Raw genomic sequence first — 25,015 nt, forward strand, 5'->3', positions numbered from 1 at the left:
AAATGAAAAATCTCTACACCAAAGGAGTTTACCTGCTGATATGCGTGCTATGGTCAGCCGTAGCTGCCGCCCAGGTAAACCCGACTATTCAATCACGCCTAAACGGAACTGTTCTCGATGCAGAGAACGGAAAGCCCATACCTGGAGCAGTTGTGAAGATCAAGGGCACAACGCATGTTGTTTCTACAGACAACGACGGACGCTTCAGCTTTATTACCGGTCAAAAGTTTCCCTACACATTGATCATCAGCTTTGTTGGCTTCGAAGAAAAATCCCAGATCGTTGACGGCAGTCCGGTGACCATCAGGCTAAAAGAAGCACAAAATCAACTGAACGATGTGGTAGTTACGGGCTACAGTACCCAGGAGAGAAAATACATTGCCGGATCGATCAGCAGTGTAAGCGGATCGGTTATCCAAAACCAACCTCAGGGCGGCTTCAATCAGCTGATCCAGGGAAGGACTACTGGGGTTCAGGTAACTACCAATTCTGGAGTTCCGGGAGGAGGTATCACTTTCCGGGTGAGGGGCAATAATTCTATCAACGCTTCGGTTGATCCCCTGTATATCATTGATGGGGTTTTTGTGAGCAATGCCGATCCGATTTCTGCGGGGCTTGGCAACCAGCAGGCCTCCAATCCAATGGCAGACATCAACCCTTCGGATATCGAAAACATCCAGGTCCTGAAGGATGCGAACGCGACAGCGATCTATGGTTCCCTTGGGGCAAATGGTGTGATCATCGTTACGACCAAGAGGGGCAAGAGAAATACAAAAGCGAACATTAACCTCAGCACCTTTCAGGGCTGGTCTACTGCGGTAAACAAGTTCTAAGTTGCCACAGGCCCGGAAGTTGCCCTGCTTACCAATGAATCCCGTATCAATACCGCCATCGATAATGGGTTGAACCCGGCGACGGTAACACTGCCGTTTCCCGATCCTGCAAGTCAGCCCAATTTCGATCGGATCAGTGGGCTATTCAGGACTGCCAGAACTTCCAACTACGAAATCTCAACCCAGGGCGGAACCGATAAAAGCACCTATTATATAGGTCTTGGATATCTGGGACAGGAATCTATCGTTAAGCCATCGGACTACGAAAGGTATTCTGCCAGACTGAACTACGATAACTACCTGACCGATAAGTTGAAGATAGGAACAAGCCTGAATTTTACGCGTTCGGTCAGGAACCTTAGCGGCAGTGATAATAATCCAACTGGTGTCATCAACTCTGCACTTTTTCCAAGATCTAACCTGCCAATCTTTAACGCCAATGGAACCTATGCCCGTTACGGCAGTTTCGATAATCACCTGGCCCTGATCGAGAACCTGGACAGCAAGGCAGTAGGATGGAGGACGATAGGGAATATTACCGGTGAATATACGATTTTGCCGGGCCTGAAGCTTCGCAGCAGCTGGAGCATTGACAACACAAGCGAATATGACAACAGTTATTCAAGTACGCTCATCAGCGCAGGTATCGCTGCAAATGGTTCGGCGTCATCTATCGAGAATAAAAACCTGGTACTGACCAACGAGCAGGTATTGAACTTTGTAAAATCATTCGGTACGGCTAAAAGGCATAATATAAATGCACTGGTAGGGAATACCATCAACACGGTATTGAACGAAAGTACCAGTGCAAGCGGTACTGGTTTTGCGGCAAATAGCCTGAGATCTGTAGCGGTTGCGGCAACCCGATCGGGCTCTGCATCAAGGGCAGAATCCAAACTGGTATCCTTTTTCAGTAAAGTGAGCTATACCTATGACGGCAAATATACGATAGACGGAAGTATACGTGCCGATGCCTCTTCAAAATTCGGAAGGAACAACCGTTGGGGTTATTTTCCGTCTGGCGGTGTGGCATGGAACCTAAATCAGGAGGACTTTATCAAGAACACCAACTTTTTTGACGAACTTAAAGTCAGGGCAAGCTTGGGGCTGAGCGGTAACCAGAATGGGATAGGTGCCTATGCGGCACAAGGTCTATGGTCTTCCGGGGCGAATTATCTCGAGCAGCCGGGTATTGCACCATCGCAACTAGCCAATCCAGATCTGACATGGGAGACCACCCGCCAGTTTAATGTTGGCGCCGAGATCGGTATTTTCAAGAACAGGCTGAATATAGTTGCCGATTACTATAATAAATATACCTACGATCTGTTGTTGAACGTACCGGTGCCATACCGTTCGGGCTTCACTTCGTATCTACAGAATTTCGGTGCGGTGAGGAACAAGGGTTTCGAGTTTGCCATCAATTCGGTAAATATAGAAACCGATGCCTTCCAGTGGACAACCAATTTCAACATCTCGTTCAACAATAACAAGATAGAAAAATTGGCTTCGGATATAAGCTTGGGCGCTTCCGGCAGAAATATTTCGATATTAAGGCAGGGATTTTCAACCAACTCTTTCCAGCTGTACAAGCAGCTTTATGTCGATCCGCAGACCGGTAACGCAGTTTACGAAGATCTGAACAATGATGGACTGATCACTTCTGCCGATCGCCAGATTGTCGGAAATGCGCTTCCGAAATTCACTGGAGGGTTTACCAACAATTTTACCTTTAAAGGCTTCGATCTGAATTTTTTCTTCTACTTCCAACAGGGCAACAAGATCATGAACATGAACGATTTCTTTATGGTGCATGGAGGCACCCAGGCGAACATCGGCTTCCTTCCACGCCAGTTGGACAGGTGGCAGAAACCAGGCGATATTACCGATATCCCAAGACTAACTACCTATAGTGCAAACCCGACCCAAAACGGTGGAGCGGCGAATAATTACGGCGGTAATGTGGCTAGTCTATCTTCACGCTACCTGGAAGATGGCTCATTTTTAAGGTTGAAGACCCTGACCTTTGGCTATACGCTTCCAAAAGACCTGTTGAGTAAAGTTGGTATTGGTAAATTGAGGGTTTATGCACAGGGAACCAACCTGCTGACATTTACCAGCTATGGCGGGCTTGATCCGGAGGTAAGCTCACAATCAAACAACCAGAATACCGTGGGTTATGACTGGGCAACCGTCCCACAGCCACGAACATTCCAGATTGGTGCCAACGTAACTTTTTAACACTAAAGAATCAGACTAATGAAAAAATCATATTTCAAACATATCATCTTTCTTGCAGTAGTGCTACTATCCTCATCCTGCAAAAAGTACCTGGAAGAAGCTCCAAACAATGCCCTTCCAACCGAGAACTCCATTGTAGATGCAAGTACCGCAAGGGCCGCAATCATCGGTACCTATGATCAGCTGCAGGGATATTATGTCTCTAGCTATCCCACGCTGGGAACCATAACCGCTGATAATGTCATATTTAACGGGACCTTAAGTCAGTACCTTCAACTCGACCAGAACGCCATTCCTACCGATAACGTAATTACCGTATCAGCCTATCAGGGCATCTACAGAACCATCAATTCTGCAAACAGCGTAATTGCCTATGTACCGCTGGTTAACGATCCGGTATTGACGGCGGCTGAGAAAAACAGAATTATTGGGGAGGCCTACTTCATCAGGGCATTGGCCTATTTTGATCTGGCCAGGGGATGGGGAGGAGTACAGCTCCAGCTCAAGCCAACTTCCGATCTAAGTGTGCTGAAAGGCATAAAAAGGAGCACTTTGGACCAGACCTACGATCAGGTGCTTGCAGACCTGATCCAGGCAGAGCAGCTGCTCACCGAAGATGCAACGACAAGGAACCGTGCCCAAAAAAGTACGGCCAGGGCGCTTAGGGCCAGGCTGCATCTGTACCGTAAACAATGGGCAGATGCGGAGGCCTACGCGAGTCAGGTTATCGGAAATACCAAATATTCGCTGGTGAAACCATATCGGTCATTTTTTACGGCTCCTTTTCAAACAGCAGAATCGGTATTGGAACTTGCCTATTCGGTTAATGACAGGAATACCTATTGGAACCTCTGGTACCCTAGTTCGGCTGGTGGACAGTTTACCCTAAAGCCATCAGACGGGTTGGTTGCAAAGTTGAATCACCCTGCCGTGGGTGGTACCAGAAACGCCTTGATTGCAGGTAGCGGAACTACAGTTTATGGCGTGCTGTACAACACAACGGCAACGAGTACTGATCCGTCTTATCTGATCCGCATTGCCGAACTTTATCTGATCAGGGCAGAGGCAAGGGCACAGCAGAATAAATTAACCGAGGCGGCAGCAGACCTGAATGCGGTAAGGCAGCGGGCTGATGTAGCTGTCACTACCGCAACTACGCAGGCTGCACTGATACAGGCCATTGAAGATGAAAATGCCATAGAGTTTGCTTTTGAGGCCCACCGATGGTTCGATCTGGTAAGGACCGAAAGGGCAGGGGCGGTATTGGGCGTTGCCAACAGGAATTTCTGGCTATTCCCGATCCCCTTTTCAGATATCCAATCCGATCCAGATGTTACCCAGAACCCAGGCTATTAACTAAAAATCCCTAAAAAAAATGAAGATATTTTCAAAATCCATCAAGCTTGTTCTGATATTGACTGCTTTTTTTTCTACCGAAATAAATGCACAGAACAGTTATTTTTTTCCGAAGGCTGCCAGCCTTGACCCAAAAATACCAAGTCCGGAGGCTTTTCTGGGCTATCCCATCGGAAGCTACCTTACAAGGCACGACCAGGTTGTGGCCTATTTCCGGGAGTTGGAAAAAGTTTCGGACCGCATTCATGTACAGAGCATCGGCAAAACCTACGAGCAGCGGGAACAGATTATCGTAACGATCACATCGGCAGAAAATTACAGAAAACTCGAGCAGATCAGGCAGGAACATTTGTCTCAGGTAGATCCTTTGAAACCAGTGCTGGGAGCCAGTGCCCCTGTGATCATTCATCTGGGTTATGGTGTACATGGAAATGAGACCTCAAGCACAGAAACCAGTCTGTTGACCGGCTATTATCTTGCGGCCAGCAATGATTCCGAAACACTGAACTGGCTTTCTGGATCTGTGATTTTTATCGACCCATCGTTAAATCCAGATGGTAGGGACAGGGCGGCAAACTGGCTCAATGCACATCATTCCTTTCCGCCGGTTGCAGATCCTGCCGATAGGGAACACCAGGAAGGCTGGCCAGGGGGAAGAACAAACCACTATTTCACAGATCTGAACAGAGATTGGCTTAACCTGGTCCAGGTGGAGAGCCGTAACCGACTAACGTTTTTCCATAAGTGGTACCCTAACGTACAGATTGATTTCCATGAGCAGGGCACCAATGCCACCTACTACTTTGAGCCTACGCCAAAGAACCATGAAAGTCCGATCATACCGCAGTTTTTGTACGATTATCAGGTGATTCTGGCAAAGTATCATGCCAAGGCCCTTGATGATATAGGTTCTTTTTATTTCACAAAGGAAAACTACGATAACCTCTCGCCGATCTACGGCTCAACCTATCCAAAGTTTTTCGGTTCGGTTGCCGCTACCTTTGAACAGGCACGGTCACTTGGTATCGTTCAGGAATCAGCAAATGGACCTCTGACGTTCGCCTTTACCATCAAAAATCACCTGGCAACCAGCTTTTCTACCATTAAGGGAGCCATTGCAGAAAAAGCCGGACTATTCAAGGTCCAGAAGGATTTTTTCAAATATGCACTTGAGCAGGGGCAGAAAAATCCTGCAAAGGGCTTTGTATTCGGCGATAGGAATGATGTCAACCTGACCCAAAAATTCCTGGGCCTGCTCTTGCAGCATAGGATTGAGGTTTATGAAGTGGCCGATAACCTTACCCAGGAAGGAAAAACTTTTGACAAGGGAAAATCCTACATCGTTCCCTCGGCCCAGCCCAACTTCCTGCTGGTGCATTCCATCTTTGAGGAAAACACCCTAAAGGACAGTATTTTTTATGACAATACGGGCTGGAGCATCATACATGCCTATGGATTAAAATATGCAAAGCTAAAAGGTGCGTTTGCAAAGGGGCAGATCGTTAAGACCCTCCCATTCCAGGGCGACAGATCGAATCTGGAACGTGCTTCCTATGCGTACCTGATCAATTCGGGCGATTACAACTTTACCAAGGCACTTTATCAGCTGCAGCTGAAAAACGTATTCGTAAAAACAGCATTTAAATCATTTGCCGCTAACACCTCAGCAGGTAAAAAATCTTATCTTCCCGGTACCCTAGTTATACCGGTGGTTGGCCAGACGATCTCTGCCGATTCGCTTTTACAGGCCTTAAATCATGTGGCCAAGTTATCAAATATCGAAATAACGCCAGTTTCCACTGGTTTCAGTGCAGAAGGGATAGATCTGGGCAGCAGTAACATCAAGGCTGTTCGAAAACCAGAGGTAGCACTTGCATTCGGGCAAGGGGTTACATCTTCCGAGGCAGGTCAGGTATGGTTTCTTTTGAACCAGCAGTTGGACCTTCCGGTTACCAAACTGGATCTGCAAAGTTTCTCCAGGGCATCGCTGAACAGGTATAATGTACTGGTTCTGCCTGCCGGAAACTATAGCGCTTGGGATAAGGCAACTGTAGATAAAATCAGAAGCTGGGTAAGTGACGGTGGAACATTGATTACTTTCCAATCAGCCTCCGCATGGGCCATCCAGCAGGAAATCGTAAGGGAAAAACTTTCACAGACAGAAACCTTTGCAAGACGCGGCGAACTTCCGGTACAAGTGGTTGCTGCCGAAAAACAGGAAGATAACAAGAAGGCTCAATCTGGTTCAAAGGATGCGGTTGAGGGTTCTAGGGCGGCAAAGGTAGATAGGCTAGATTATGCCAGACAGGAGGATGTTGAGGGCTCAAAAAGGATCAACGGTGCAATTTTCGAATCGGATCTTGACATTTCCCATCCCATCGCCTTTGGTATCAGCTCACGTAAATTGTTCATCAATAAAAATGGTTCTACCTTATTGCTGCCAAGTGCCAACAAATATGCCACCGTTGCCCAGTATACCTCAAACCCACTGATCAATGGTTATTCGTCCAGGGCCAACACCGCAAAAGTGGCAAATTCAGCAGCCATCATTGCTACCGGAGTGGGCGGCGGAGAGGTCGTTCTGTTTGCCGATGATCCGACCTACAGGGGCTATTGGCTCGGAACAGCCAGGTTATTCCTAAATTCGATATTCTTTGGAAATCTGATTGGAGGTAGGTAACAAATAAATTTAGGGCGGCGAAAGCCGCCTTAAACTTTATCCATTCTTGATCAGATGGTATCATCATCAACTTATAGCGCTTGCGTTTTGTGTCTAAAGACTGTAAAATACTTAATACAAATTGCGGGAGTGTCAATTTGGTTATTGTTGAATGATATATTTGTCTTAAAATCTACTAAATCTATATAATTAATAGTTTAAAATTATCTTCATGAGTTTAATATCTATTTCATACGAGCAGCCTGATTGGTTCAAGCCTCTTTTTACGGAACTTCAAAAACGTGGTATACCTTTCCAAACCACCAATCCGACCCAACATTTTTTTGGTATTGAAGACCCTAAGCCAGACTTCGATGTTTTTTTCAACAGGATGAGCCCATCAGCTTATCTCAGAGACGGTATACAGGGAACATTCTATACCCTGAATTACCTGAAATTTTTGGAAGACCATGGCGTAAGGGTCATCAATGGGTACAAAGCCTTCACTTTCGAAACCTCTAAAGCCCTTCAGCTACTGCTGCTCGAAAAACTGGGTATCCGTTACCCGAAATCAAGGGTTGTCAACCATGCTTCCCAGGTAGAAAAAGCGACCGAAGGCTTGCGTTTTCCGATTGTGATCAAAGCCAACATTGGCGGGAGCGGGGCTGGAATAGAAAAGTTCGATTCAATTGAGGAAGTGAAATTGGCCATAGCCGAGAACCGCATCGATTTCGGAATCGACCATACGGCGCTGGTTCAAGAATTTATACCTGCCAGAGGTGGCTACATCACCCGTGTAGAAACCTTGGGCGGAAAATATCTTTATGGCATCAGGGTATATACCAGCGGGGAAAGTTTTAATCTCTGTCCTGCCGATATCTGTCAGACTACCACCGGTCAGGATCTGGTGCGAAACGCCTGCGCTGTTGATGCGCCTAAGAACGGGCTCAAGGTAGAGGCTTTTACCCCATCAGCTGAAATCATAGAGAATATAGAAAAAATAGTGCAGCAAAGCGGGATTGATGTTGGTGGAATTGAATACATTATCGATGACCGCGATGGTCAGGTACTTTATTATGATGTCAATGCACTTTCGAATTTTGTTGCCGATGCGGTAAACGTAATCGGTTTCAATCCCCATGAACGCCTGGTTGATTTCCTGGAAGAGCAGCTTGAAAAAATTAACGGAACACTTACAGCAGATCAGGGATTATGAGATACGGATATTGGTTACCCATCTTCGGCGGATGGCTAAGGAACGTGGAAGACGAAAATATGCAGCCCACCTGGGATTATGTAAAACGTCTAGCCATCAGGAGTGAAGAAATTGGATTTGATTTGGCTTTGATTGCCGAATTGAACCTGAATGATATTAAGGGGGAAAGCGCTCCCTCGCTAGATGCCTGGTCTACGGCAGCGGCACTTGCGGCGGTAACAAGCAAGCAGGAGCTGATGGTGGCGGTAAGACCCACTTTCCATAACCCTGCGCTACTGGCCAAACAGGCCGCAAACATAGACCACATCAGTGGCGGCAGGTTGTCGCTGAACCTGGTGTCTTCCTGGTGGAAGGATGAAGCTGAAAAGTACGGGGTAAACTTTGAACAGCATGATGACCGCTATGCACGCTCTGCAGAGTGGCTTGAAGTGCTTGACAATGTGTGGAAAAAGGACAATTTCAGTTTTGATGGCAAATTCTACAAGGTAAAAGACAATATTCTTCAGCCTAAACCTATTTCTTCACCAAGGCCGCCTATCTATGCCGGGGGAGAATCCGAGGCTGCAAAGGACCTGATCTCATCCACCTGCGATGGTTATGTGATGCACGGGGATTCGCCAGAGCTGATCGCCCGCCGTATTGCTGACCTTTCTGAACGAAGAGATAAAAAAGGTTTGCCGCCAATGCAGTTCGGCGTTGCCGCATACAGCATTATCCGTAACAGCGAGCAGGAGGTAAAAAAGGAACTCGACAGGATCACCAACGTACAGGAGGGTAGTTCAGGTTACAAAAATTACCAGCAGTGGATCTCTGGGACCCAACTTGAACAACGGGTGTCCCTATCGGACTATTCTGTATCCAACCGTGGCCTGAGAACGGGTTTGACCGGAACACCAGCTCAGGTTCAGGATAGGATCGGGGAATTTAAAAAAATAGGTGTTGATTTTTTTCTGCTGCAATGCAGTCCGCAACTTGAGGAGATGGAGCGCTTTGCCGATACGGTAATCCAACAGGAAATCGTCTCGCCATCCTAAAATGGGTTTCATGAAGAATTTTTTGCTGATCATGATCGCAATGACTATCACTAGCCATGTGATTGCCCAGCATAAGCTGCAGGTGGGTGAGCTAGAAAAGGCGATGGCTTCTGTTGGCGCAGGTGTGGTAGAGAAAGATATCCGTTTTCTCTCTGATGATGTGCTTTTGGGCCGCTCACCAGGTTCTACTGGCTTTAAGTTGGCGCTGGATTACTGCATCGGCAGGTTAAAGGAGTCGGGAGCAGTTGCGGCTGGGGAAAAAGGAGGCTGGTTGCAGAAGGTCCGTTTACGCAGGGCTTTTGTAAAAAATGTAGCTTTCAGCGGGAAAGATAAACTTGGTGAATTTGTTGCCCTGCCTGAATCGGCATATGTTATCTATCCCAATCCCTCGAGGGATAATGTCCATGTAAGCTCTTCGCTAGTATTTGCGGGCTTTGGTATCAGTGAACCAAAACTTGGTTACGATGATTACCAAAACATCGATGTCAAGGGAAAGACTGTAGTTATAATGCGAGGTTCACCGCGACAGTTTTCCTCTTCGGCTGCTGCACATGTATCAAATATCTCGACGATATTAAAAACAGCGGCCGCCAAAGGTGCAATCGGCGTTATTGTTGCCTCGGCAGATACATCGATAAAAGCGCTTCCCGATGTAAGTAATGGTGTGATCAGCGTTTTGGATGAACGTGGAAATGTTGCGGTATCCAGAAGCTATGTTTCTGATAAGATGAAGTTTTATGGTGTGGTAAACGTGGCATTGTTCAATACATGGGTTAATAAATCGGGTAAAGATGCGAAGGGCTTGTTAGCGGAACTCTTAGCAGGAAAGCCAAGCTCTTTTGAGCTTAGGGAAACAATTTCGCTTGACTATCAATCCTATTATCAGGAGTCGATTAGTTATAATCTGATAGCAAAGATTACCGGATCAGATCCGCTGCTCAAAAAAGAATTTATTGTGCATAGTGCACATCTTGATCATTTGGGAATTGGAAAACCCATCGAGGGAGACAGTATCTATAACGGCGCACATGACAATGCCTCTGGCGTAGCAAGCGTGCTGGCAATTTCGAAAATGTATGCAAGTCTGCCGGTGAAACAAAAGCGCTCGATATTATTTGTGCTGCTCACTGGTGAGGAACTGGGTTTGCTGGGATCGGGGTATTTTGCCGCACATCCCACAGTCAGCGCTAAAAAAATCATTGCCAACGTGAATACCGATATGCCCACCATCATTGCCCCATTGCTTTCTGTTACCGCACTGGGCGCAGAACATTCGACATTAAGTTCAAAAGTTGAGCAGTCGGCAAAATTACTCAACCTTGCAGTAGAGGCTGATCCGGAACCCAAACAGGCCAGGTTCACAAGAAGTGACCAGTATAGTTTTGTGCTTGCCGGTATCCCTTCCCTGCACATCAAATATGGCTCTGCTACACCAGACGGAAAGAATAACCTTAATGAAAAAGTAGCGGTCTGGAGGGCGAAATATTATCATAAGCCTCAAGATGATATCAATGGGGTTTTTGATTTTAATGCCGGTGTGACCTATGCCAAATTGAATTTCCTGATCGGTCTGCTGATCAGTGAGGATAGGGTTAGGCCAATATGGAATAGGGGAGATGTTTTCGAGATCAGATAATCATTCATAATATTTTAAGGCCTTCCCATCTATGTTCCCGCAGGTCTTAATCAATCGATAGGCTCATCGCAATCATCTGTCTATCTTCTGCGAAAATTTCAATCCCCAGTTTACCATCTGTGATAAAAGTGGCGCCAGGGATCGACCGATAGCGGTAAGTTCATAAGTTATCTTTGAGGGGATATCCGTATCTACCTTCCGGTCTACCAGACCTGAACGCTCAAGTTCCTTCAGGTCCTTGGAAAGCATCCTGTAGGTAATCTTGGGCAGCCCCTTGGCAATTTCGCTGAACCTTGTGTTTCCGTTAAGCAGCAAGAGCAAGATCATTGGTTTCCATTTGCCCCCAAGTACCCTTGTGGTTGTTTCTATCCCATTCAACTCCTGCCGGCAATCGCCAGCAGCTTGAATGTTTCCCATTGCTACAGGATTTTCGGTCTGCGGCATGTTACTTATCATCCCTATCATCGATTGCAGCTGATACATCCGAGAGTTCGTAGATGAGGACATGATCGTTATAGAGTTTGCTCAGGGCAAATGCCCTTTCCAGTACGATCAGTATTATTACTGGAAACATCAGTAGTTCTATGTGTCCAATCTTCCATAGCGCATAGGTAGAAAGCAGCAATAACCTCGAATATTCGAGATAAAAGATCCATTTGCGCTGTTCCAGCAATGCCCCACAGTTAACTAGTGTTATGATGCCGATTGAGGCAATAAATAGCCTATCGATGTAATCCAACCTTGTGTAATAGGCTGTAATAAAGGTAAGCAAAGCTACCACGATCCCGATCTGGGCGTTCAAATATCCCCTGAACCTGAAACGCGGAGGCCGGTTCTTCCTGTTCTGAAAAAATCTTTTTTCAAGTTCCGGCCTGATCTCCTGGTCCAAAAGTGCGGGACTGCCAAAAATGATCCGCATTTTTGCGCTTGTTCCGCTTACCTTCCGGCAGGCCTTTGCAATTTCAAGATAATAATGGAAATGTTGCCAGAGAAAACTGTAGGTGCCCAGCGGATGGGTAAGCCCGTATTTTGGCGGCTCTTCCTCGGATTGGAAGGTACCAAAGAGCTTGTCCCAAAAAACAAAAACATCACCATAATTCTTGTCCAGGTATTTTTCGTCACTGGCATGATGTACCCCGTGGAGGGACGGGGTGATCAGTACTTTTTCTAGCCAGGGGATTTTGCCCACAAGCTGCGTATGTGTAAAAAAGGAGTAGGCGCCATGCACCGTTAGGATGACAATAACCATCAAAGGGTCAAAACCCAAAAATGGCAATAGGCACCAGAAAATATTCCTGATCAGCGCCTGGATGGTGGTGATCCTTGCAGCTGCACTAAGGTTAAATTCCTCGCTTTGGTGGTGCACGATATGGGCCGCCCACAGAAAGTTCACTTCGTGACCCAGTCGGTGGTACCAGTACCATATCAGATCGGTCGTGAGCAGCAGCAGTACCCAAACCCACCAAGATGATGGTATCTCAAAGATGGCGTAATTCTCATAAATGTAACTGAACAGGGAAAAGAAGCTTCCGGCAATGAACAGGTTGAGCAGCCGCTCGGCTATGCCTATACTTACATTGGATATAAAACTCTCGTACCTGAACAGGTGCGATTTTCTTTGCCTTATCGCGATTGCATATTCCAGATAAAGGAAAAGAAAAAATGCGGGAATAGCAAAAGCAAGATAGTTGATGTTCTCCATTGTGAATTTTTTAGGTCAGGCAAAAATATGATTTTTGATTAAAAGACTACTATTTTAATAGACTTTTTTTGATGAATATTTTGTCTCATTGAGTTGGTAGCAGAGGTATCATAAAAGAATTTAGGGCCTTCCATCCGGAATGCCCTAAATATCTAACAAAACAAAAATTGATCAACCAAAATCCGAGACAAGGAAGATGTAAATCGCGGTCTGGTAATGGATTCGAACCATTGTATGGGGTTTATGAAACCCTGCCTAACCCCTCGGCCAACCGACCATAAAGGGAAAAGTTCTATCCAGAGACTTTTCCCTATCAAACCAAATATAAATGTGTATGAACCATATCGGATTACAAAATCGACCGTAATCCATCTACGGCGTAAATGTAGCAAAATTATATTTTGTCTACAAGTTTAGTAGACTTTATAATTAATTTTTATTTGCGAATTTAGGCTCGTCTGATTTTTTTCTCAGATATGCGCAGATTAAAAAACCAATTTTAAGTCATTGTGCAAAAGCAATTAGTTGATTTGCCAGCTTATGTCTGCTGAATATCCTGTATTGATTGGTGGATAGTTAACCCCCGTGTGGTATGGTTACTGATAGTTTTAATTTTTCGATAGATTTTGTGGTATAAAATAAAAGACTACTTATTTTGTAGTCTTTTATTTTTTGATTAAGTTTGTTTGCAGCAAATAATTAACGGACATTTTATTCATTAAATCATTCATCCCATGTCGATCTATCTCGAATTTCCGACCATTGAAGATTATCCACTTTACAGTTATCCCTTCAAAAATGATGATCAGCTTTTTTTTCCAGAAAAAAAGGAGGAAGAGGAGCAGGCAAAACAGGAAAGGAACACCATTCAGGACTACCTTTCTCTAAGGCCAATCTGATGATGAAGGGCAGTTATGCCTTCTATTCATTTTCTAATATTTGGGGAATTGACTTTTCATGCCCGATGATATCGGCAATGCTGGTTTCCGACAGTACTTTTAGGGTAGCATCCCTTACCTGTATAAATGCACTGCGTATCCCACAAGTTTTTTCATCGGCGCATTCATCACATTTTCTGTAGAACTTGAGGCTTGCACAGGGCACCATTGCTATCGGGCCATCTGTCAGCCTAAGCACTTCAACCAGATAGATATCCTTTGCGTCCTTGTTCAGCGAATATCCACCACCAGCGCCCTTTATGCTATATAGATATCCCGCATTGCGGAGATCCAGCAGTATCTGCTCCAAGAATTTTTTGGGAATACTTTCACTTGCGGCAATCGATGCGATATTGATCGCTGGTTTTCCAACATTCTTGCCCAAGGCCACAAGTGCCTTTATGGCATATTTCGTTTTCTTTGAAATCATCGATTGCTAAAATAATCATTTTCTAGCGATTAGCTAATTACCTGCTAAAGTTTATGAATAACATTTCAAAGGACAAATATTAAAGATATGTAAAAGAATACATCAGCGGTAGCAGAGATAATTTTCTATTTATCTGTTCCAACAGAAACAATAAGTCATTACCAGTTGAAAATATAAAAAAACGGCCGAACAAACATGAACGGCCGCCCTTAAACAAAAGATGAATATATGAACAGCAGCAAATCTAAAAAAATAAAAATAAAAAGACTACTATTTTAGTCGTATTTATTCCTATATTTGTGACAACGTTAAATTTAATCCCCATTGACGCATGAAAAAACTATTGTTAATCACCATTTCCCTGTTGCCATTCACCTTATATGCCCAGCAACCCTTTCAGATCAAATTGAGTACAGGTAAGCTTAAAGAGGGCACAACAGTATATCTTTCCTACGCTGTCGACCGAAAAACAATCATTGATTCGGGCAGCGTAAGTTCAGGCGCTTTTTCATTCAGGGGAGAGGTGCCAGAGCCGGTAAAGGCAACCCTTTATACCAAGCAGCAGTCAAAGGGCGCAAGGAGGGATGCACTTTCTTTTTACATTGAACCGGCAAATATTGCTATTGAGGTTAGCGATTCGATAAAATTTGCAAAGATTTCTGGCTCGAAGGTAAATAATGAAGATGCTGAATTAAGAGCGGCAACAAAGACCATTCAGGATGAGCTGTCAAAAATCAGTGCCGAATATGCTAATTTCACTACCGAACAAAAGGCAGATGAGAAATTCATGGATGCCTATTATGACCGCTATTCAACAGCATCCGAGCAATTGTATCCAATCCAATTGGCTTTTGCAAAATCACACCCAAATTCATACATCAGCATCGGGGTTTTGACACCGCTCGCCGCAAATGAAAAATATTTGGATGATGCACACAAGGCCTATAACTTACTCAGTACAGAGGTTAAGGCAACCAAGGCCGGAAAGGCCGCAAATGGTGTCTTTGTGGCCGGACAGAAAACCAGGATTGGATTGCCTGCGATTGCCTTTACCCAAAATGATGTAAACGGAAAACCTGCAAGCCTTTCTGACCTTAAAGGTAAATATGTGCTGATTGATTTTTGGGCATCTTGGTGCGGTCCATGCAGAAGGGAGAACCCGAATGTTGTGGCAGCTTTTAACCAGTTCAAGGACAAGGGCTTTACCGTTTTGGGTGTTTCGTTAGACAAGCCAGGTGCACATGATGCATGGGTGAAGGCCATTGCTGATGATAAGCTGGACTGGACGCAGGTATCTGACCTAAAGTTCTGGGACAATGAGGTGGCAAAGGCCTATGGTGTCAGATCAATTCCCGCCAACTTTCTGATCGATCCAAATGGAAAAATCATTGCCAAGGGGCTTAGGGGAGAAAAGCTGAGCGCAAAACTGGCCGAACTGTTAAATACGACAGCTAAGGCGAAGTAATAAATCTTAACTATTAACTAACCTAGACTGGCTTTGGTGCCTTTGGGCACCAGAGCTTTTTGAGAGTCAGTTTTTACATAGTCATGTGGCCGAGTGGTTAGGTACAGGTCTGCAAAACCTTTTACGGCGGTTCGAATCCGCCCATGATGTCAAAGAATGGATGGAAGGCACTTTGCCTTTGGCAGAGTGGAATTTACCCAGTAGGTTAGTAAAACTTTTTAAATAAATCTGAAATGATTTTCAATGCCGCTTGTGTCTCTATTTGAATATTATATTCGCTATTGGATGATTATCTCCAATTATGTATAAATTCCTCCAAAACCCTAATTTCAATCGATTTGTGTAAATATCGGTTTGAACTATATGACTTTACTGACCCCGAGTTTTAAAAGCAGTTCTGAAAAGAGCTGCTTTTTTTGTATAAGGCATTTACTTACAGTTGCTCACAAGATAGTTTTTCTTGAGAAAAGTGGTTCGATGTTTTGATGTCAAAAATGTAGATATGTTTAAAAATGCCTTTCTATACCGATAGATATTAATTTTTTGGTTCGAGCCTCGTTATGGAGTTGCCTCATTACCCATTTTTTTTTTGGAGCAGAAAACCCCTTTTTAATTTAATTATAAACCTTATGTTTTTATGGTCAAACTGTTTTAATTCAATTAATTGAAAGGGCTAGAGTAGCCTTCGTAATTTATTTTTTAAGTTCGTTTTTGGTTAATTTGATTTATTTTTATTTACTTTTGTAAATGATTGTGTACTGGCATCATATATGTTCGTATTTTAAACACAAAATTGTATAAGCCATGTTAATGACTAGATCGGATATTGTTGCACTTAAAGACCTTTCCTCTGCGAGGGAATTGGTGCCTTTCGATTCTATACCTGCTACTTTCAAGGATGATTTTCAAATGTATATCTTTGGAAAGACCATTGTAAAGGATGCATGGAACAGGCGCTTTGCCTATCCTTCGGACATTCGTAAATGGGTTCGTGTGCTGGTTACCAAATACAAGGACTAACATGCCTAGGCTTTTTTTGGAGAGGTTCAATAAAGCACTTGCTGCATTTGGGCAACGATTCCCCAGACCTAACTGGGATCAGCAATTCAAAGATGACCTGATCAATGATTACTCTTTTTTTTCATCAAGGATCGAAGATCCAAAGCTGGATTACGGGGATACCATCCGTTTTCTTAATAACGAGTATGTAAACAAAGAGAAATTGTCTAGTTTTCTTCAATTGGAGGATCACAGGAAAATATTGGCTAATATGATCGAGCGGTACAATGAGTTCAATTTGTCCGAAGAGCTAATCAAGGATATTCATCGAGATCTTATGGGAAGTGACTTGTCATGGAATGGCGATTACCATCCAGATCTTGTTGGTAATTATCGAAATTTTCCGGTATCGGGGTCAAGAGAACCTTTTTTTTCAGACAAGGATTATGCACCGCACTATAATCTGGATATCATTATGTCGAGCCATATAGAATTTTTTACCAGGGCATTTGATAGGGTCGACAATAGCAACGATGACAACCATATGCTCACAGCATTAGCTTATTTTCACAATAAATTTCTTAATGATATCCACCCTTTTGCAGATGGTAACGGAAGGGTATGCAGAATAATTATGGGTACAGTGATGATGAAACATGGTTGTCCTCCGGTTTTTCCGGCTATCAAAACACATGAGGATATGATAGGCTATATTAATACCATTGTAGCATGTGAACAACAAAATTCGGACTTACCGCTTGTAGAATTTTTGGCTAATGGCATGTCTGAATACTTGGAAGCGAGGCTCAGGGCTATATTTTAAAAGAAAACTTGAGGGTTTATTTGCACGGATACGAACACTTTTTGTTTATTTGCTATTTCAATGATTTGAAAATTGGATAAGTTACAATTATATAAATCCTTGTTCAAAGGACGTGAAGACGTCTATGCTATCCACTGGTCAAAAGGAAGCAAAAGTGGTTACATGCCTGCTAAATTCTACGATCCTTATTTTAACCGTATTTATAAGAAAAGTACAAACCCCACTGATTCAGAAACAATAAATTATCTCCCATTAACTGAAGATCAGATTCAAAAACATCTTGACGGCAGGCAACTCATAGGATTATATCCACTTTTACAAGATAATACCTCTTGGTTAATCGTGGCAGATTTTGATAAGAATAGCTGGATTGAAGATTGTAGAAGTTTTTTATCCATTTGCTCCGACTATAATATTCCTGCTTATCTAGAACGTTCAAGAAGTGGAAAGGGTGGGCATGTTTGGATATTTTTTAATCAACCATATCCAGCTTTTAAAAGTAGAATAATTGTGCTTAGCTTATTAGAGAAGGTAGGAGGAGTGTCTACTTTTGACAAAAATTCCAGTTTTGACCGGCTCTTCCCCAATCAGGATAAACTTTCTGGCAAAGGTTTTGGGAATCTGATTGCTTTACCATTTCATAAAACTTCCTTAGAACTTGGTAACAGTTGTTTCATAAACACTGAAACAGCTATTCCTTATACAAACCAATGGGAATTTCTAAATGGCATTAAACGAATTTCTACTAACAACTTAGACCAAATATTTCTTTCATTAACAAACTCTAAAAATGCAAGTGTTGTTGAACCGGGTAAACTTTTAATCAAACTATCAAATACCATTGAAATCAATCGCAATGGAATTAGTACTGCATTAGCGTCCTTTTTAAAAGATGAACTTAACTTTTTTAATGCAAACTTCATCATTAAAAAAAATAGTGGTAAAAGCACGTTTGGGACTAAGAGATATTTTAGATTTATAGAGGAGGTAAAAGAATATGCTATTATCCCAAAGGGATTTATTAGAAAACTATTGGTTTACTGTATCCAGAATAATATTGAATATCAGCTAGATGATCATCGGAAATTGCTCCCTCAGGCTAATTTTTCTTTTAACGCTTCTTTGCGAGAATATCAGTTGCCAGCGGTAGAGGCTGCATCTAAAAAGGATATAGGCATAATCGTTGCACCACCCGGTTCTGGAAAAACTGTTGTTGGCCTAAAAATTATTGCTGATAAACAGCAACCAGCATTAATTATCGTTCACCGTAATCAACTGGCAGATCAATGGTCGGAAAGAATTGAAGCATTTTTAGGAATTCCAAAACAGGAAATTGGTAGGATTGGTCAAGGCAAAACAAAAATTGGAAAGCGTGTTACCATTGCCATGATACAGAGCCTGGGCAAAGAATTGCAAAAACTTGAAGCAGAAAAACTGGTTCGCGGCTTCGGGATTATTATTGTTGACGAATGTCATCACATAGCCGCAGAAACATTTAAGAATGCGGTCTCACTTTTCCATTCTTACTATCTATACGGCCTTACGGCAACACCTTTTCGGAAAAACAGCGATGATAGACTGATCTCTGTTCATCTTGGGGAGGTCATCTCAGAAATGAAATCCAGCGATAAGGGAGCATCAGCACAACCTGAGATTATCATCAGAAATACAACATTGAACGTAGAATTCAATGCCAAAACAGATCGTTTCGAAACTTTATCAAATATTCTTATTCATGATTCCGAAAGAAACAGGTTGATTTTAAAAGATGTTACATTCCAGCTAAATACTGGAAAACGAGTGGTTATACTCACGGAAAGAAAAGAACATATTGAAACTCTAAATCAGTACTTAAAGCAATCTTTTGAAACAGTAACATTAAGTGGTGACGATTCGGAATCCAACCGAAAAGCTAAATGGCAAAACTTAAAGGCTGGAAATTACCAAGTACTCATTACAACTGGCCAATTCTTTGGGGAAGGTTCAGATCTTCAAAATGCGCAATGTCTATTTTTGGTCTATCCGTTTTCTTTTGGAGGTAAACTAATCCAATATATTGGTCGTGTACAGCGATCTGAATTAACTCCAGTGATTTATGATTATAGAGATATTAAGATTGATTATCTAAACACCATGTTCCTTAAAAGGAACGTTTACTATAAAAAACTGATAAAAAATAGAACTTTGTTTGATGATGTTATTGAGGTTGATGAAGAGGTAAAACCCAAAGATAATTCAGTAAGCCTCTTGAATGATCAAATCATTGAACGAAATATTAAAATTGCGATAGAATCACTTGATTTTTTATACGGCGGGGTTGCTTTCTGTGAATTTATAAAGGAGATAGGGCAGGAAGTGTCATTTGATATCGAAAATCTGAATATGCGTCCTGAATTTGAAGTATTAAAGTTATACTTTGAGAAATACTTAAACACCAAGACAATCGTGGTAGCTATCTGTATCATTATCGAAAAAGGTGTAATAGTTGGTAAATCAGCAACCAGTGATGATTTAAAAAAACTGAATCGTGAAGTTGTAGACAATGTGCGTTTTCGTTTTGCTGAAAAGAACTTATTTAAGAAAGGTGATTTTTTAGGTAAGAATATTGCAACCTCCCAACTTAACGCGGGAAATGCTAGCCAAACCTTGTACGAATCGGGAGAAGAATTGTTAAAAGATGTATTAACGAGAGGGAATTATCGGCATAAAATCCATCTAAGGTATTTATCAGAGCTTCATCTAGGCAATATCCTGAAAGTACGATTTGTGTTAAGTCCATTCGCTTTTATTTTTCTTATAGCGGGAGAGGAGCATTATCATATTGTTATGGAAACACTGGATACGGATGAGGCCACATATATTTGGTATACATCAAAAGAAATTTCAGAACTCAAAAAGATGCTCGATATTATAGACAATGATCTTAATAAGATTCGAAATGAAGGGAGGTCTGCGTTTTTGCAATCAACACCAGTAAATTTCAGCCGTGTATTACATGATTATTCGGACGAACGGAAAGGGTTTATAATATGGAAAGATAGTATGGAGCAATTTATAACTTGATATTTAGTTGCTTTGTATATTCTTTAAATTTTTTCGAAAAACCGCCTATTTCAATCAATTCGTCCACAAAATGGTTCGAATTACGCACCGCCACTGACCCCAAGTTTTAAAGCAGTTCTGAAAAGAGCTGCTTTTTTTGTTTAAGTTGTTTTAGAGCTGCATTAATACTGATTTAATGCTTAAATATTCTCTAATTTTCCCTTGTATCAAATTATTAAAGCTCAATTTTCAAGCAATTAAATAATATCGATTTTTAACTTTATAAATGCTTAAATTGCTTATGTTAAACATATTAACTAATAGTTAAATCGTTGAATTAATTAATCATCTTCATTAATTTAAAAAATAAATTGTTTGAAGAATTATAATTATTATATTTGGTAAACCAATTAATTGGTTTACCAAATATAATATGAAATCATTAATCGAAAACATTACGGCTATTCAGCTTGAAACACCCGTTGATAAAATTATTAATCAATTAAAACATTTAATTACTTCTGGTCAATTAAAGCCTGGCGATAGATTGCCTGCAGAAAGAGTTTTGTCTGAAAAATTTGGTGTTGGCAGAAGTTATATCAGAGAAGCGATATTAAAGCTTGAGTTTTATGGCTTATTAAAAACCAATCCTCAAAGTGGCACTTACGTATCAGGTTTAAGTATAAACGTAATAGATAGCATCATTTCTGATATCATTAATTTTAATAAAGACGATTTTAATGCATTGCTGGAAGCAAGGTATCATTTGGAGTTAAGCGCAGTTAAGCTTGCTGCAGAAAGAAGAACCACTGAAGATTTGGATGCCATAAGACAAGCGCTTTTAGATTATGAAAATAAAATAAACAGTGGTGCCAAAAGTGCCGTTGAGGAAGATATGTTATTCCATATTAAAGTGGCAAAAGCATCTAAAAATTCTGTAATCGAATCGATGATATTGATTTTAATTCCAGATTTGATTAAAAACATTGTAGACAACAAAATTTGTGGGGAGAATAGAGGTAAAACAGCAATGCCAGAGCATAGGGAGATTCTAACTGCCATAGAAAATCAGGATGTAGCCTATGCTGAAAATGCTATGGCTGCACATTTAAATGAGATTTGGCAAATTAGTAAAGCTGGATATGCCACAGAAAAAATTATAAATGAAATTAAAGGATAAAAGCTAAACTTTCATCTAACCAAATAGTAAGATAACCTAAATTTTATTACCATGATCAACTACCTTAAAAAAGTGGTAAGTGTATTTTTTTGCCTAATTTTTAGCCAACAACTTTGGAGTCAAACCCATCCAAGTTTAATGCTTACCAAGGCAAATGTTGCTGCTGTAAAACAAGGCTGTGCATCATTACCTATTCTTAAAAACTCTTATCAAAATTTAAAGACTGAGGCAGATAAAGCCCTAAATATACCTCTAAATGTACCTACGCCTAAAGATGGAGGTGGTGGATTTACCCATGAGCAACACAAGAAAAATTACACCAATATTTTAAACTGTGCTACAGTTTATCAAATTTCTGGTGAAAAAAAATACGCAGATTATGTTAAAAATTTACTAAAAGCTTATGCCGATAGATATGAAACTTGGCCTATCCATCCTAAAAGTAAAACAAATAAAGAGGGTGGGAGAATGTTCTGGCAAAGTTTAAATGATTTTGTGTGGCAAGTTTATACTATTCAGGGATATGATTTAGTATACGATGCGATTTCTAATGATGATAGAAAATATATCGAAACAAAACTTTTTATGCCCATACTTAAGTTTTTTACAGAAGATAGAAAGGATGTTTTAGATAAGATACATAACCATGGTACTTGGAATTTAACAGCTGTTGGTATGACAGGTTATGTGCTAAATAAACGAGAATATGTTGAAATGGCACTAAAAGGATCTGCTAAGGATGGCAAGACTGGATATTATGCCCAAATCAATCAGCTTTTTTCGCCTGATGGCTACTACATGGAAGGCCCGTATTACCAGCGTTATTCATTATTGCCTTTTGTACTTTTTGCTAAAGCCATTAACAATTACCAGCCAGAACTGAAGATTTTTGAATATAGGGATAAATTATTGGCTAAAGCTATCCAAACTGCTTTACAATTAACCTACACTAATAAAGCTTTTTTCCCCATTAATGATGCCATTAAAGATAAGACTTATGAATCGATAGAGTTGGTTTATGGTTTAAATCTAGCTTACGCTGATATCAGTGCAGATGCAGACTTATTAGATGTGGCGCAGCAGCAGCAACGAGTAATTGTTTCTGACGCTGGTTTAAAGGTTGCGAAGGCAATAGCGGCAAACAAAGCACAGCCTTTTAAGTACACATCATTATGGATTAAAGATGGAAAAAATGGTGATGAAGGTGGTGTAGGCGTGCTTAGATACGGCAATAATGCCGACCAAATAGCCGTATTGTTAAAAGCTGCATCGCAAGGTATGGGCCACGGACACTTTGATCGTTTAAACCTTTTATTTTATGATCATAACACAGAGGTGTTTGCTGATTACGGATCTGCTAGATTTTTAAATATTGATACAAAAGGTGGTGGTAATTACTTGCCAGAGAATGAAACTTGGGCTAAACAAACCATTGCGCATAACACTGTTGCTGTAGATCAAAGCTCAAATTACAATGGTATTCTAGTAGATGCAGAAGCTAAAAGTCCTGAGCTTTTATATTTTAGTAATACTCCGAATCTGCAAGTTATTAGTGCAAAAGAAGATAATGCCTTTAATGGTATAAAAATGAGAAGGACTATCTCCTTAATCAAAGTAGCTGAATTGCAAAAGCCAATTTTAGTTGATGTATTTAATTTGAGGTCATCTTCTTCTCATCAATACGATTTACCTTTTTATTACAAAGGGCAATTGGTAAATAGCTCTTTTCAAATTAAATCAAATCCCAATCATCTACAAGCTTTAGGCACAAAAAATGGCTATCAGCACCTTTGGTTAAATGCCGAACATAAGCTAGCTGAAACTCAAGGATCGGTAACCTTACTTAATCAAAAAAGGTTTTATACAACACACTTCACTTCAGAAAAACCATTAACATTTAAATTAGTATCAATTGGCGCAAACGATCCAAATATGAACTTGGTTGATGGTAAAGCGTTTATGTTAACGCAAAATAATGTAAGTAATCAAACCTATGTAAATATTATTGAAACACATGGGCAGGTTGATCCAATTAATGAATCTGTTGCTGCTTCAACTCCTACTATATCCGAACTAAAGTTGCTTAAATCTACCGAAGAGGAGGCATCAATAACTTTTAAGATTAATGGTAAACTATATCAATACAACATCAATTATCAAGATCAAAACAATTATATCACATTTAAATAAAACATCAACATGCTACAAAGTGAATTATTTCAAATAGAAACACAAATACCTTGGGAAGATTTAGGCAATGGAATTAAAAGACAGGTTTTTGGTTATGACGATAAAATTATGCTAGTAAAGGCAAAATTTGACAAAGATGCTGTAGGAACGCTTCATGAGCACCACCACTCTCAAGTTACTTATGTAGAAAGTGGTGTTTTTGAAATGACCATTGGAGATGAAACAAAAACTATAAAAACTGGCGATGGTTATTACGTGCCGCCACATGCTATTCACGGTTGTGTATGCGTTGAGCCTGGTGTTTTAATAGATGTTTTCAGTCCGCATCGCGAAGATTTTCTTGCTAAATAAAATTATCCTTAAAAACATGAAAAAATTACTTGCAATTTGCCTTTGGTTAGCCATTGGCTTAAACCTAAACGCCCAAGATACAGCTGCTTACAAAAAAGTTGTTTATCCGGCAGGTTACTCAGAACAACTAAATGTGGTTTATACACAGCCAAACGGTTGGGATGGTAAAATGGATCTTTATTTGCCATCTAAGGATAAAGGACCTAGCCCGGTGGTGATCAACATTCACGGTGGAGGCTGGAATAAAGGAGAAAGGCAGAGCCAAACTGGATTTTCTACTTTTTTTAAAAAAGGTTATGCAGTAGCAAATATCTCTTATCGTTTATCCCAGCAAGCTCCAGCTCCTGCTGCGGTAGAAGATACGCGTTGTGCATTAATTTATTTAATCAAAAACGCCAAAGAACTTAATATAGATATCAATAAAATCGTAATCATGGGTGGCTCTGCTGGTGGTCATTTGGCATTAATGGGTGGTTTATTAGGTAACGATACTAAATTTGATAACAATTGCCCTGGTGTTAAAGATATTAAAGTAGCTGCAATAATTGATAAATATGGTATTACCGATGTTGGTGCATGGCCAAGTAAATCGGCAGTAATGTGGTTGGGTAGCCAAAAAAGAGAATCGGAATTTGCCAAATCAGTTTCTCCAATTTATCAAATCAAAAAAGACAGTCCGCCAATTTTTATAGTGCATGGCGATGCAGACCCAACGGTTAACTACCAACAATCAATTGATTTTAAGAAAAAACTTGATGCAATGGGGATTAAAAATAAGCTTATAACCGTTCCTGGCGGTCAGCATGGAAAATTTCCTGCTGAAAAGAACTCAGAAATAAATGCCCAGATGATGGAATTTTTAAAGGAATTAGGTATTCACAAATAACAATTTTTTCGTCCTACATTTTAAACAGATGGTT

Annotated in this window: 19 protein-coding genes and 1 tRNA gene; 16 read left to right on the plus strand and 4 right to left on the minus strand. The window is 41.2% G+C overall.

Annotated elements, in window-relative coordinates:
• The first annotated feature begins 2 nt into the window (after positions 1-2).
• From AC07XU_RS16655 to AC07XU_RS16685, 7 genes are all read left to right on the plus strand, one after another.
• A complete protein-coding gene (locus tag AC07XU_RS16655) occupies positions 3-833 on the plus strand; it encodes a carboxypeptidase-like regulatory domain-containing protein (protein ID WP_494944764.1) in 831 nt (276 codons plus the stop codon).
• A gap of 69 nt (positions 834-902) precedes the next feature.
• Positions 903-3,074, plus strand: coding sequence for a SusC/RagA family TonB-linked outer membrane protein (locus AC07XU_RS16660; protein WP_494944765.1), 2,172 nt, complete (start codon positions 903-905; stop codon positions 3,072-3,074).
• Between the two features lie 18 nt (positions 3,075-3,092).
• A complete protein-coding gene (locus AC07XU_RS16665) occupies positions 3,093-4,430 on the plus strand; it encodes a RagB/SusD family nutrient uptake outer membrane protein (protein ID WP_494944766.1) in 1,338 nt (445 codons plus the stop codon).
• Between the two features lie 19 nt (positions 4,431-4,449).
• Positions 4,450-7,110, plus strand: coding sequence for a M14 family zinc carboxypeptidase (locus AC07XU_RS16670; protein ID WP_494944767.1), 2,661 nt, complete (start codon positions 4,450-4,452; stop codon positions 7,108-7,110).
• Positions 7,111-7,321: 211 nt separating this feature from the next.
• Positions 7,322-8,305, plus strand: a complete 984-nt coding sequence (locus AC07XU_RS16675) for an ATP-grasp domain-containing protein (protein ID WP_494944768.1) — start codon at positions 7,322-7,324, stop codon at positions 8,303-8,305.
• Positions 8,302-9,339: an LLM class flavin-dependent oxidoreductase gene (locus tag AC07XU_RS16680; RefSeq protein WP_494944769.1), complete on the plus strand. Its 1,038-nt coding sequence runs from the start codon at positions 8,302-8,304 to the stop codon at positions 9,337-9,339. The genes AC07XU_RS16675 and AC07XU_RS16680 overlap by 4 nt, the downstream gene beginning before the upstream one ends.
• 10 nt (positions 9,340-9,349) lie before the next feature.
• A complete protein-coding gene (locus AC07XU_RS16685) occupies positions 9,350-10,975 on the plus strand; it encodes a M28 family peptidase (protein ID WP_494944770.1) in 1,626 nt (541 codons plus the stop codon).
• A 72-nt stretch (positions 10,976-11,047) separates the two neighbouring features.
• On the opposite strand, the gene AC07XU_RS16690 is transcribed toward AC07XU_RS16685, so the two are convergent.
• The 3 genes from AC07XU_RS16690 to AC07XU_RS16700 all read right to left on the minus strand — a co-directional run bounded on the left by AC07XU_RS16690 (position 11,048) and on the right by AC07XU_RS16700 (position 12,954).
• Positions 11,048-11,392 carry a winged helix-turn-helix transcriptional regulator gene (locus tag AC07XU_RS16690; protein ID WP_494944771.1) on the minus strand — a complete coding sequence of 115 codons (345 nt, stop codon included), beginning with the start codon at positions 11,390-11,392 and terminating at the stop codon, positions 11,048-11,050.
• 28 nt (positions 11,393-11,420) lie between these two features.
• Positions 11,421-12,677 (minus strand): sterol desaturase family protein, encoded by a 1,257-nt coding sequence (locus AC07XU_RS16695; RefSeq protein WP_494944772.1) that lies wholly within the window; start codon positions 12,675-12,677, stop codon positions 11,421-11,423.
• A 206-nt stretch (positions 12,678-12,883) separates the two neighbouring features.
• Positions 12,884-12,954, minus strand: a tRNA-Met gene (locus AC07XU_RS16700).
• A 457-nt stretch (positions 12,955-13,411) separates the two neighbouring features.
• On the opposite strand from AC07XU_RS16700, the gene AC07XU_RS16705 reads away from it, so the two are divergent.
• The gene (locus AC07XU_RS16705) at positions 13,412-13,576 is read left to right on the plus strand and encodes a hypothetical protein (protein WP_494944773.1); all 165 of its coding nucleotides are present in this window, start codon (positions 13,412-13,414) and stop codon (positions 13,574-13,576) included.
• Positions 13,577-13,598: 22 nt separating this feature from the next.
• On the opposite strand, the gene AC07XU_RS16710 is transcribed toward AC07XU_RS16705, so the two are convergent.
• Positions 13,599-14,045, minus strand: coding sequence for an RrF2 family transcriptional regulator (locus AC07XU_RS16710; RefSeq protein ID WP_494944774.1), 447 nt, complete (start codon positions 14,043-14,045; stop codon positions 13,599-13,601).
• A gap of 331 nt (positions 14,046-14,376) precedes the next feature.
• Here AC07XU_RS16710 and AC07XU_RS16715 point away from each other — a divergent pair, with 331 nt between their 5' ends.
• From AC07XU_RS16715 to AC07XU_RS16750, 8 genes are all read left to right on the plus strand, one after another.
• Positions 14,377-15,510, plus strand: a complete 1,134-nt coding sequence (locus tag AC07XU_RS16715; protein ID WP_494944775.1) for a redoxin domain-containing protein — start codon at positions 14,377-14,379, stop codon at positions 15,508-15,510.
• Positions 15,511-16,314: 804 nt separating this feature from the next.
• A complete protein-coding gene (locus AC07XU_RS16720) occupies positions 16,315-16,530 on the plus strand; it encodes a hypothetical protein (protein ID WP_494944776.1) in 216 nt (71 codons plus the stop codon).
• A 1-nt stretch (position 16,531) separates the two neighbouring features.
• On the plus strand, positions 16,532-17,332 hold the full coding sequence (locus tag AC07XU_RS16725) for a Fic family protein (protein ID WP_494944777.1): 801 nt from the start codon (positions 16,532-16,534) through the stop codon (positions 17,330-17,332).
• A gap of 72 nt (positions 17,333-17,404) precedes the next feature.
• The gene (locus AC07XU_RS16730; protein WP_494944778.1) at positions 17,405-20,395 is read left to right on the plus strand and encodes a TOTE conflict system archaeo-eukaryotic primase domain-containing protein; all 2,991 of its coding nucleotides are present in this window, start codon (positions 17,405-17,407) and stop codon (positions 20,393-20,395) included.
• Positions 20,396-20,807: 412 nt separating this feature from the next.
• Entirely contained in the window at positions 20,808-21,554 is a 747-nt protein-coding gene (locus AC07XU_RS16735) for a FadR/GntR family transcriptional regulator (RefSeq protein WP_494944779.1), read from the plus strand.
• Positions 21,555-21,605: 51 nt separating this feature from the next.
• Positions 21,606-23,744 carry a heparinase II/III domain-containing protein gene (locus tag AC07XU_RS16740; RefSeq protein ID WP_494944780.1) on the plus strand — a complete coding sequence of 713 codons (2,139 nt, stop codon included), beginning with the start codon at positions 21,606-21,608 and terminating at the stop codon, positions 23,742-23,744.
• Between the two features lie 9 nt (positions 23,745-23,753).
• Positions 23,754-24,095 carry a cupin domain-containing protein gene (locus AC07XU_RS16745; protein WP_494944781.1) on the plus strand — a complete coding sequence of 114 codons (342 nt, stop codon included), beginning with the start codon at positions 23,754-23,756 and terminating at the stop codon, positions 24,093-24,095.
• A gap of 16 nt (positions 24,096-24,111) precedes the next feature.
• Entirely contained in the window at positions 24,112-24,981 is an 870-nt protein-coding gene (locus AC07XU_RS16750) for an alpha/beta hydrolase fold domain-containing protein (protein WP_494944782.1), read from the plus strand.
• The last annotated feature ends 34 nt before the right edge of the window (positions 24,982-25,015 follow it).

Source organism: Pedobacter sp. GW456-11-11-14-TSB4 (assembly GCF_059424425.1).

Bases quoted from the DNA above. Each gene is read 5' to 3' on its own strand.
- AC07XU_RS16665 (WP_494944766.1), top strand. From the start codon at position 3,093: ATGAAAAAATCATATTTCAAACATATCATCTTTCTTGCAGTAGTGCTA.
- AC07XU_RS16690 (WP_494944771.1), bottom strand. From the start codon at position 11,392: ATGGGAAACATTCAAGCTGCTGGCGATTGCCGGCAGGAGTTGAATGGG.
- AC07XU_RS16750 (WP_494944782.1), top strand. From the start codon at position 24,112: ATGAAAAAATTACTTGCAATTTGCCTTTGGTTAGCCATTGGCTTAAAC.
- AC07XU_RS16670 (WP_494944767.1), top strand. From the start codon at position 4,450: ATGAAGATATTTTCAAAATCCATCAAGCTTGTTCTGATATTGACTGCT.
- AC07XU_RS16705 (WP_494944773.1), top strand. From the start codon at position 13,412: ATGTCGATCTATCTCGAATTTCCGACCATTGAAGATTATCCACTTTAC.
- AC07XU_RS16695 (WP_494944772.1), bottom strand. From the start codon at position 12,677: ATGGAGAACATCAACTATCTTGCTTTTGCTATTCCCGCATTTTTTCTT.
- AC07XU_RS16735 (WP_494944779.1), top strand. From the start codon at position 20,808: ATGAAATCATTAATCGAAAACATTACGGCTATTCAGCTTGAAACACCC.
- AC07XU_RS16745 (WP_494944781.1), top strand. From the start codon at position 23,754: ATGCTACAAAGTGAATTATTTCAAATAGAAACACAAATACCTTGGGAA.
- AC07XU_RS16740 (WP_494944780.1), top strand. From the start codon at position 21,606: ATGATCAACTACCTTAAAAAAGTGGTAAGTGTATTTTTTTGCCTAATT.
- AC07XU_RS16725 (WP_494944777.1), top strand. From the start codon at position 16,532: ATGCCTAGGCTTTTTTTGGAGAGGTTCAATAAAGCACTTGCTGCATTT.
- AC07XU_RS16680 (WP_494944769.1), top strand. From the start codon at position 8,302: ATGAGATACGGATATTGGTTACCCATCTTCGGCGGATGGCTAAGGAAC.
- AC07XU_RS16685 (WP_494944770.1), top strand. From the start codon at position 9,350: ATGAAGAATTTTTTGCTGATCATGATCGCAATGACTATCACTAGCCAT.
- AC07XU_RS16655 (WP_494944764.1), top strand. From the start codon at position 3: ATGAAAAATCTCTACACCAAAGGAGTTTACCTGCTGATATGCGTGCTA.
- AC07XU_RS16715 (WP_494944775.1), top strand. From the start codon at position 14,377: ATGAAAAAACTATTGTTAATCACCATTTCCCTGTTGCCATTCACCTTA.
- AC07XU_RS16675 (WP_494944768.1), top strand. From the start codon at position 7,322: ATGAGTTTAATATCTATTTCATACGAGCAGCCTGATTGGTTCAAGCCT.
- AC07XU_RS16710 (WP_494944774.1), bottom strand. From the start codon at position 14,045: ATGATTTCAAAGAAAACGAAATATGCCATAAAGGCACTTGTGGCCTTG.
- AC07XU_RS16720 (WP_494944776.1), top strand. From the start codon at position 16,315: ATGTTAATGACTAGATCGGATATTGTTGCACTTAAAGACCTTTCCTCT.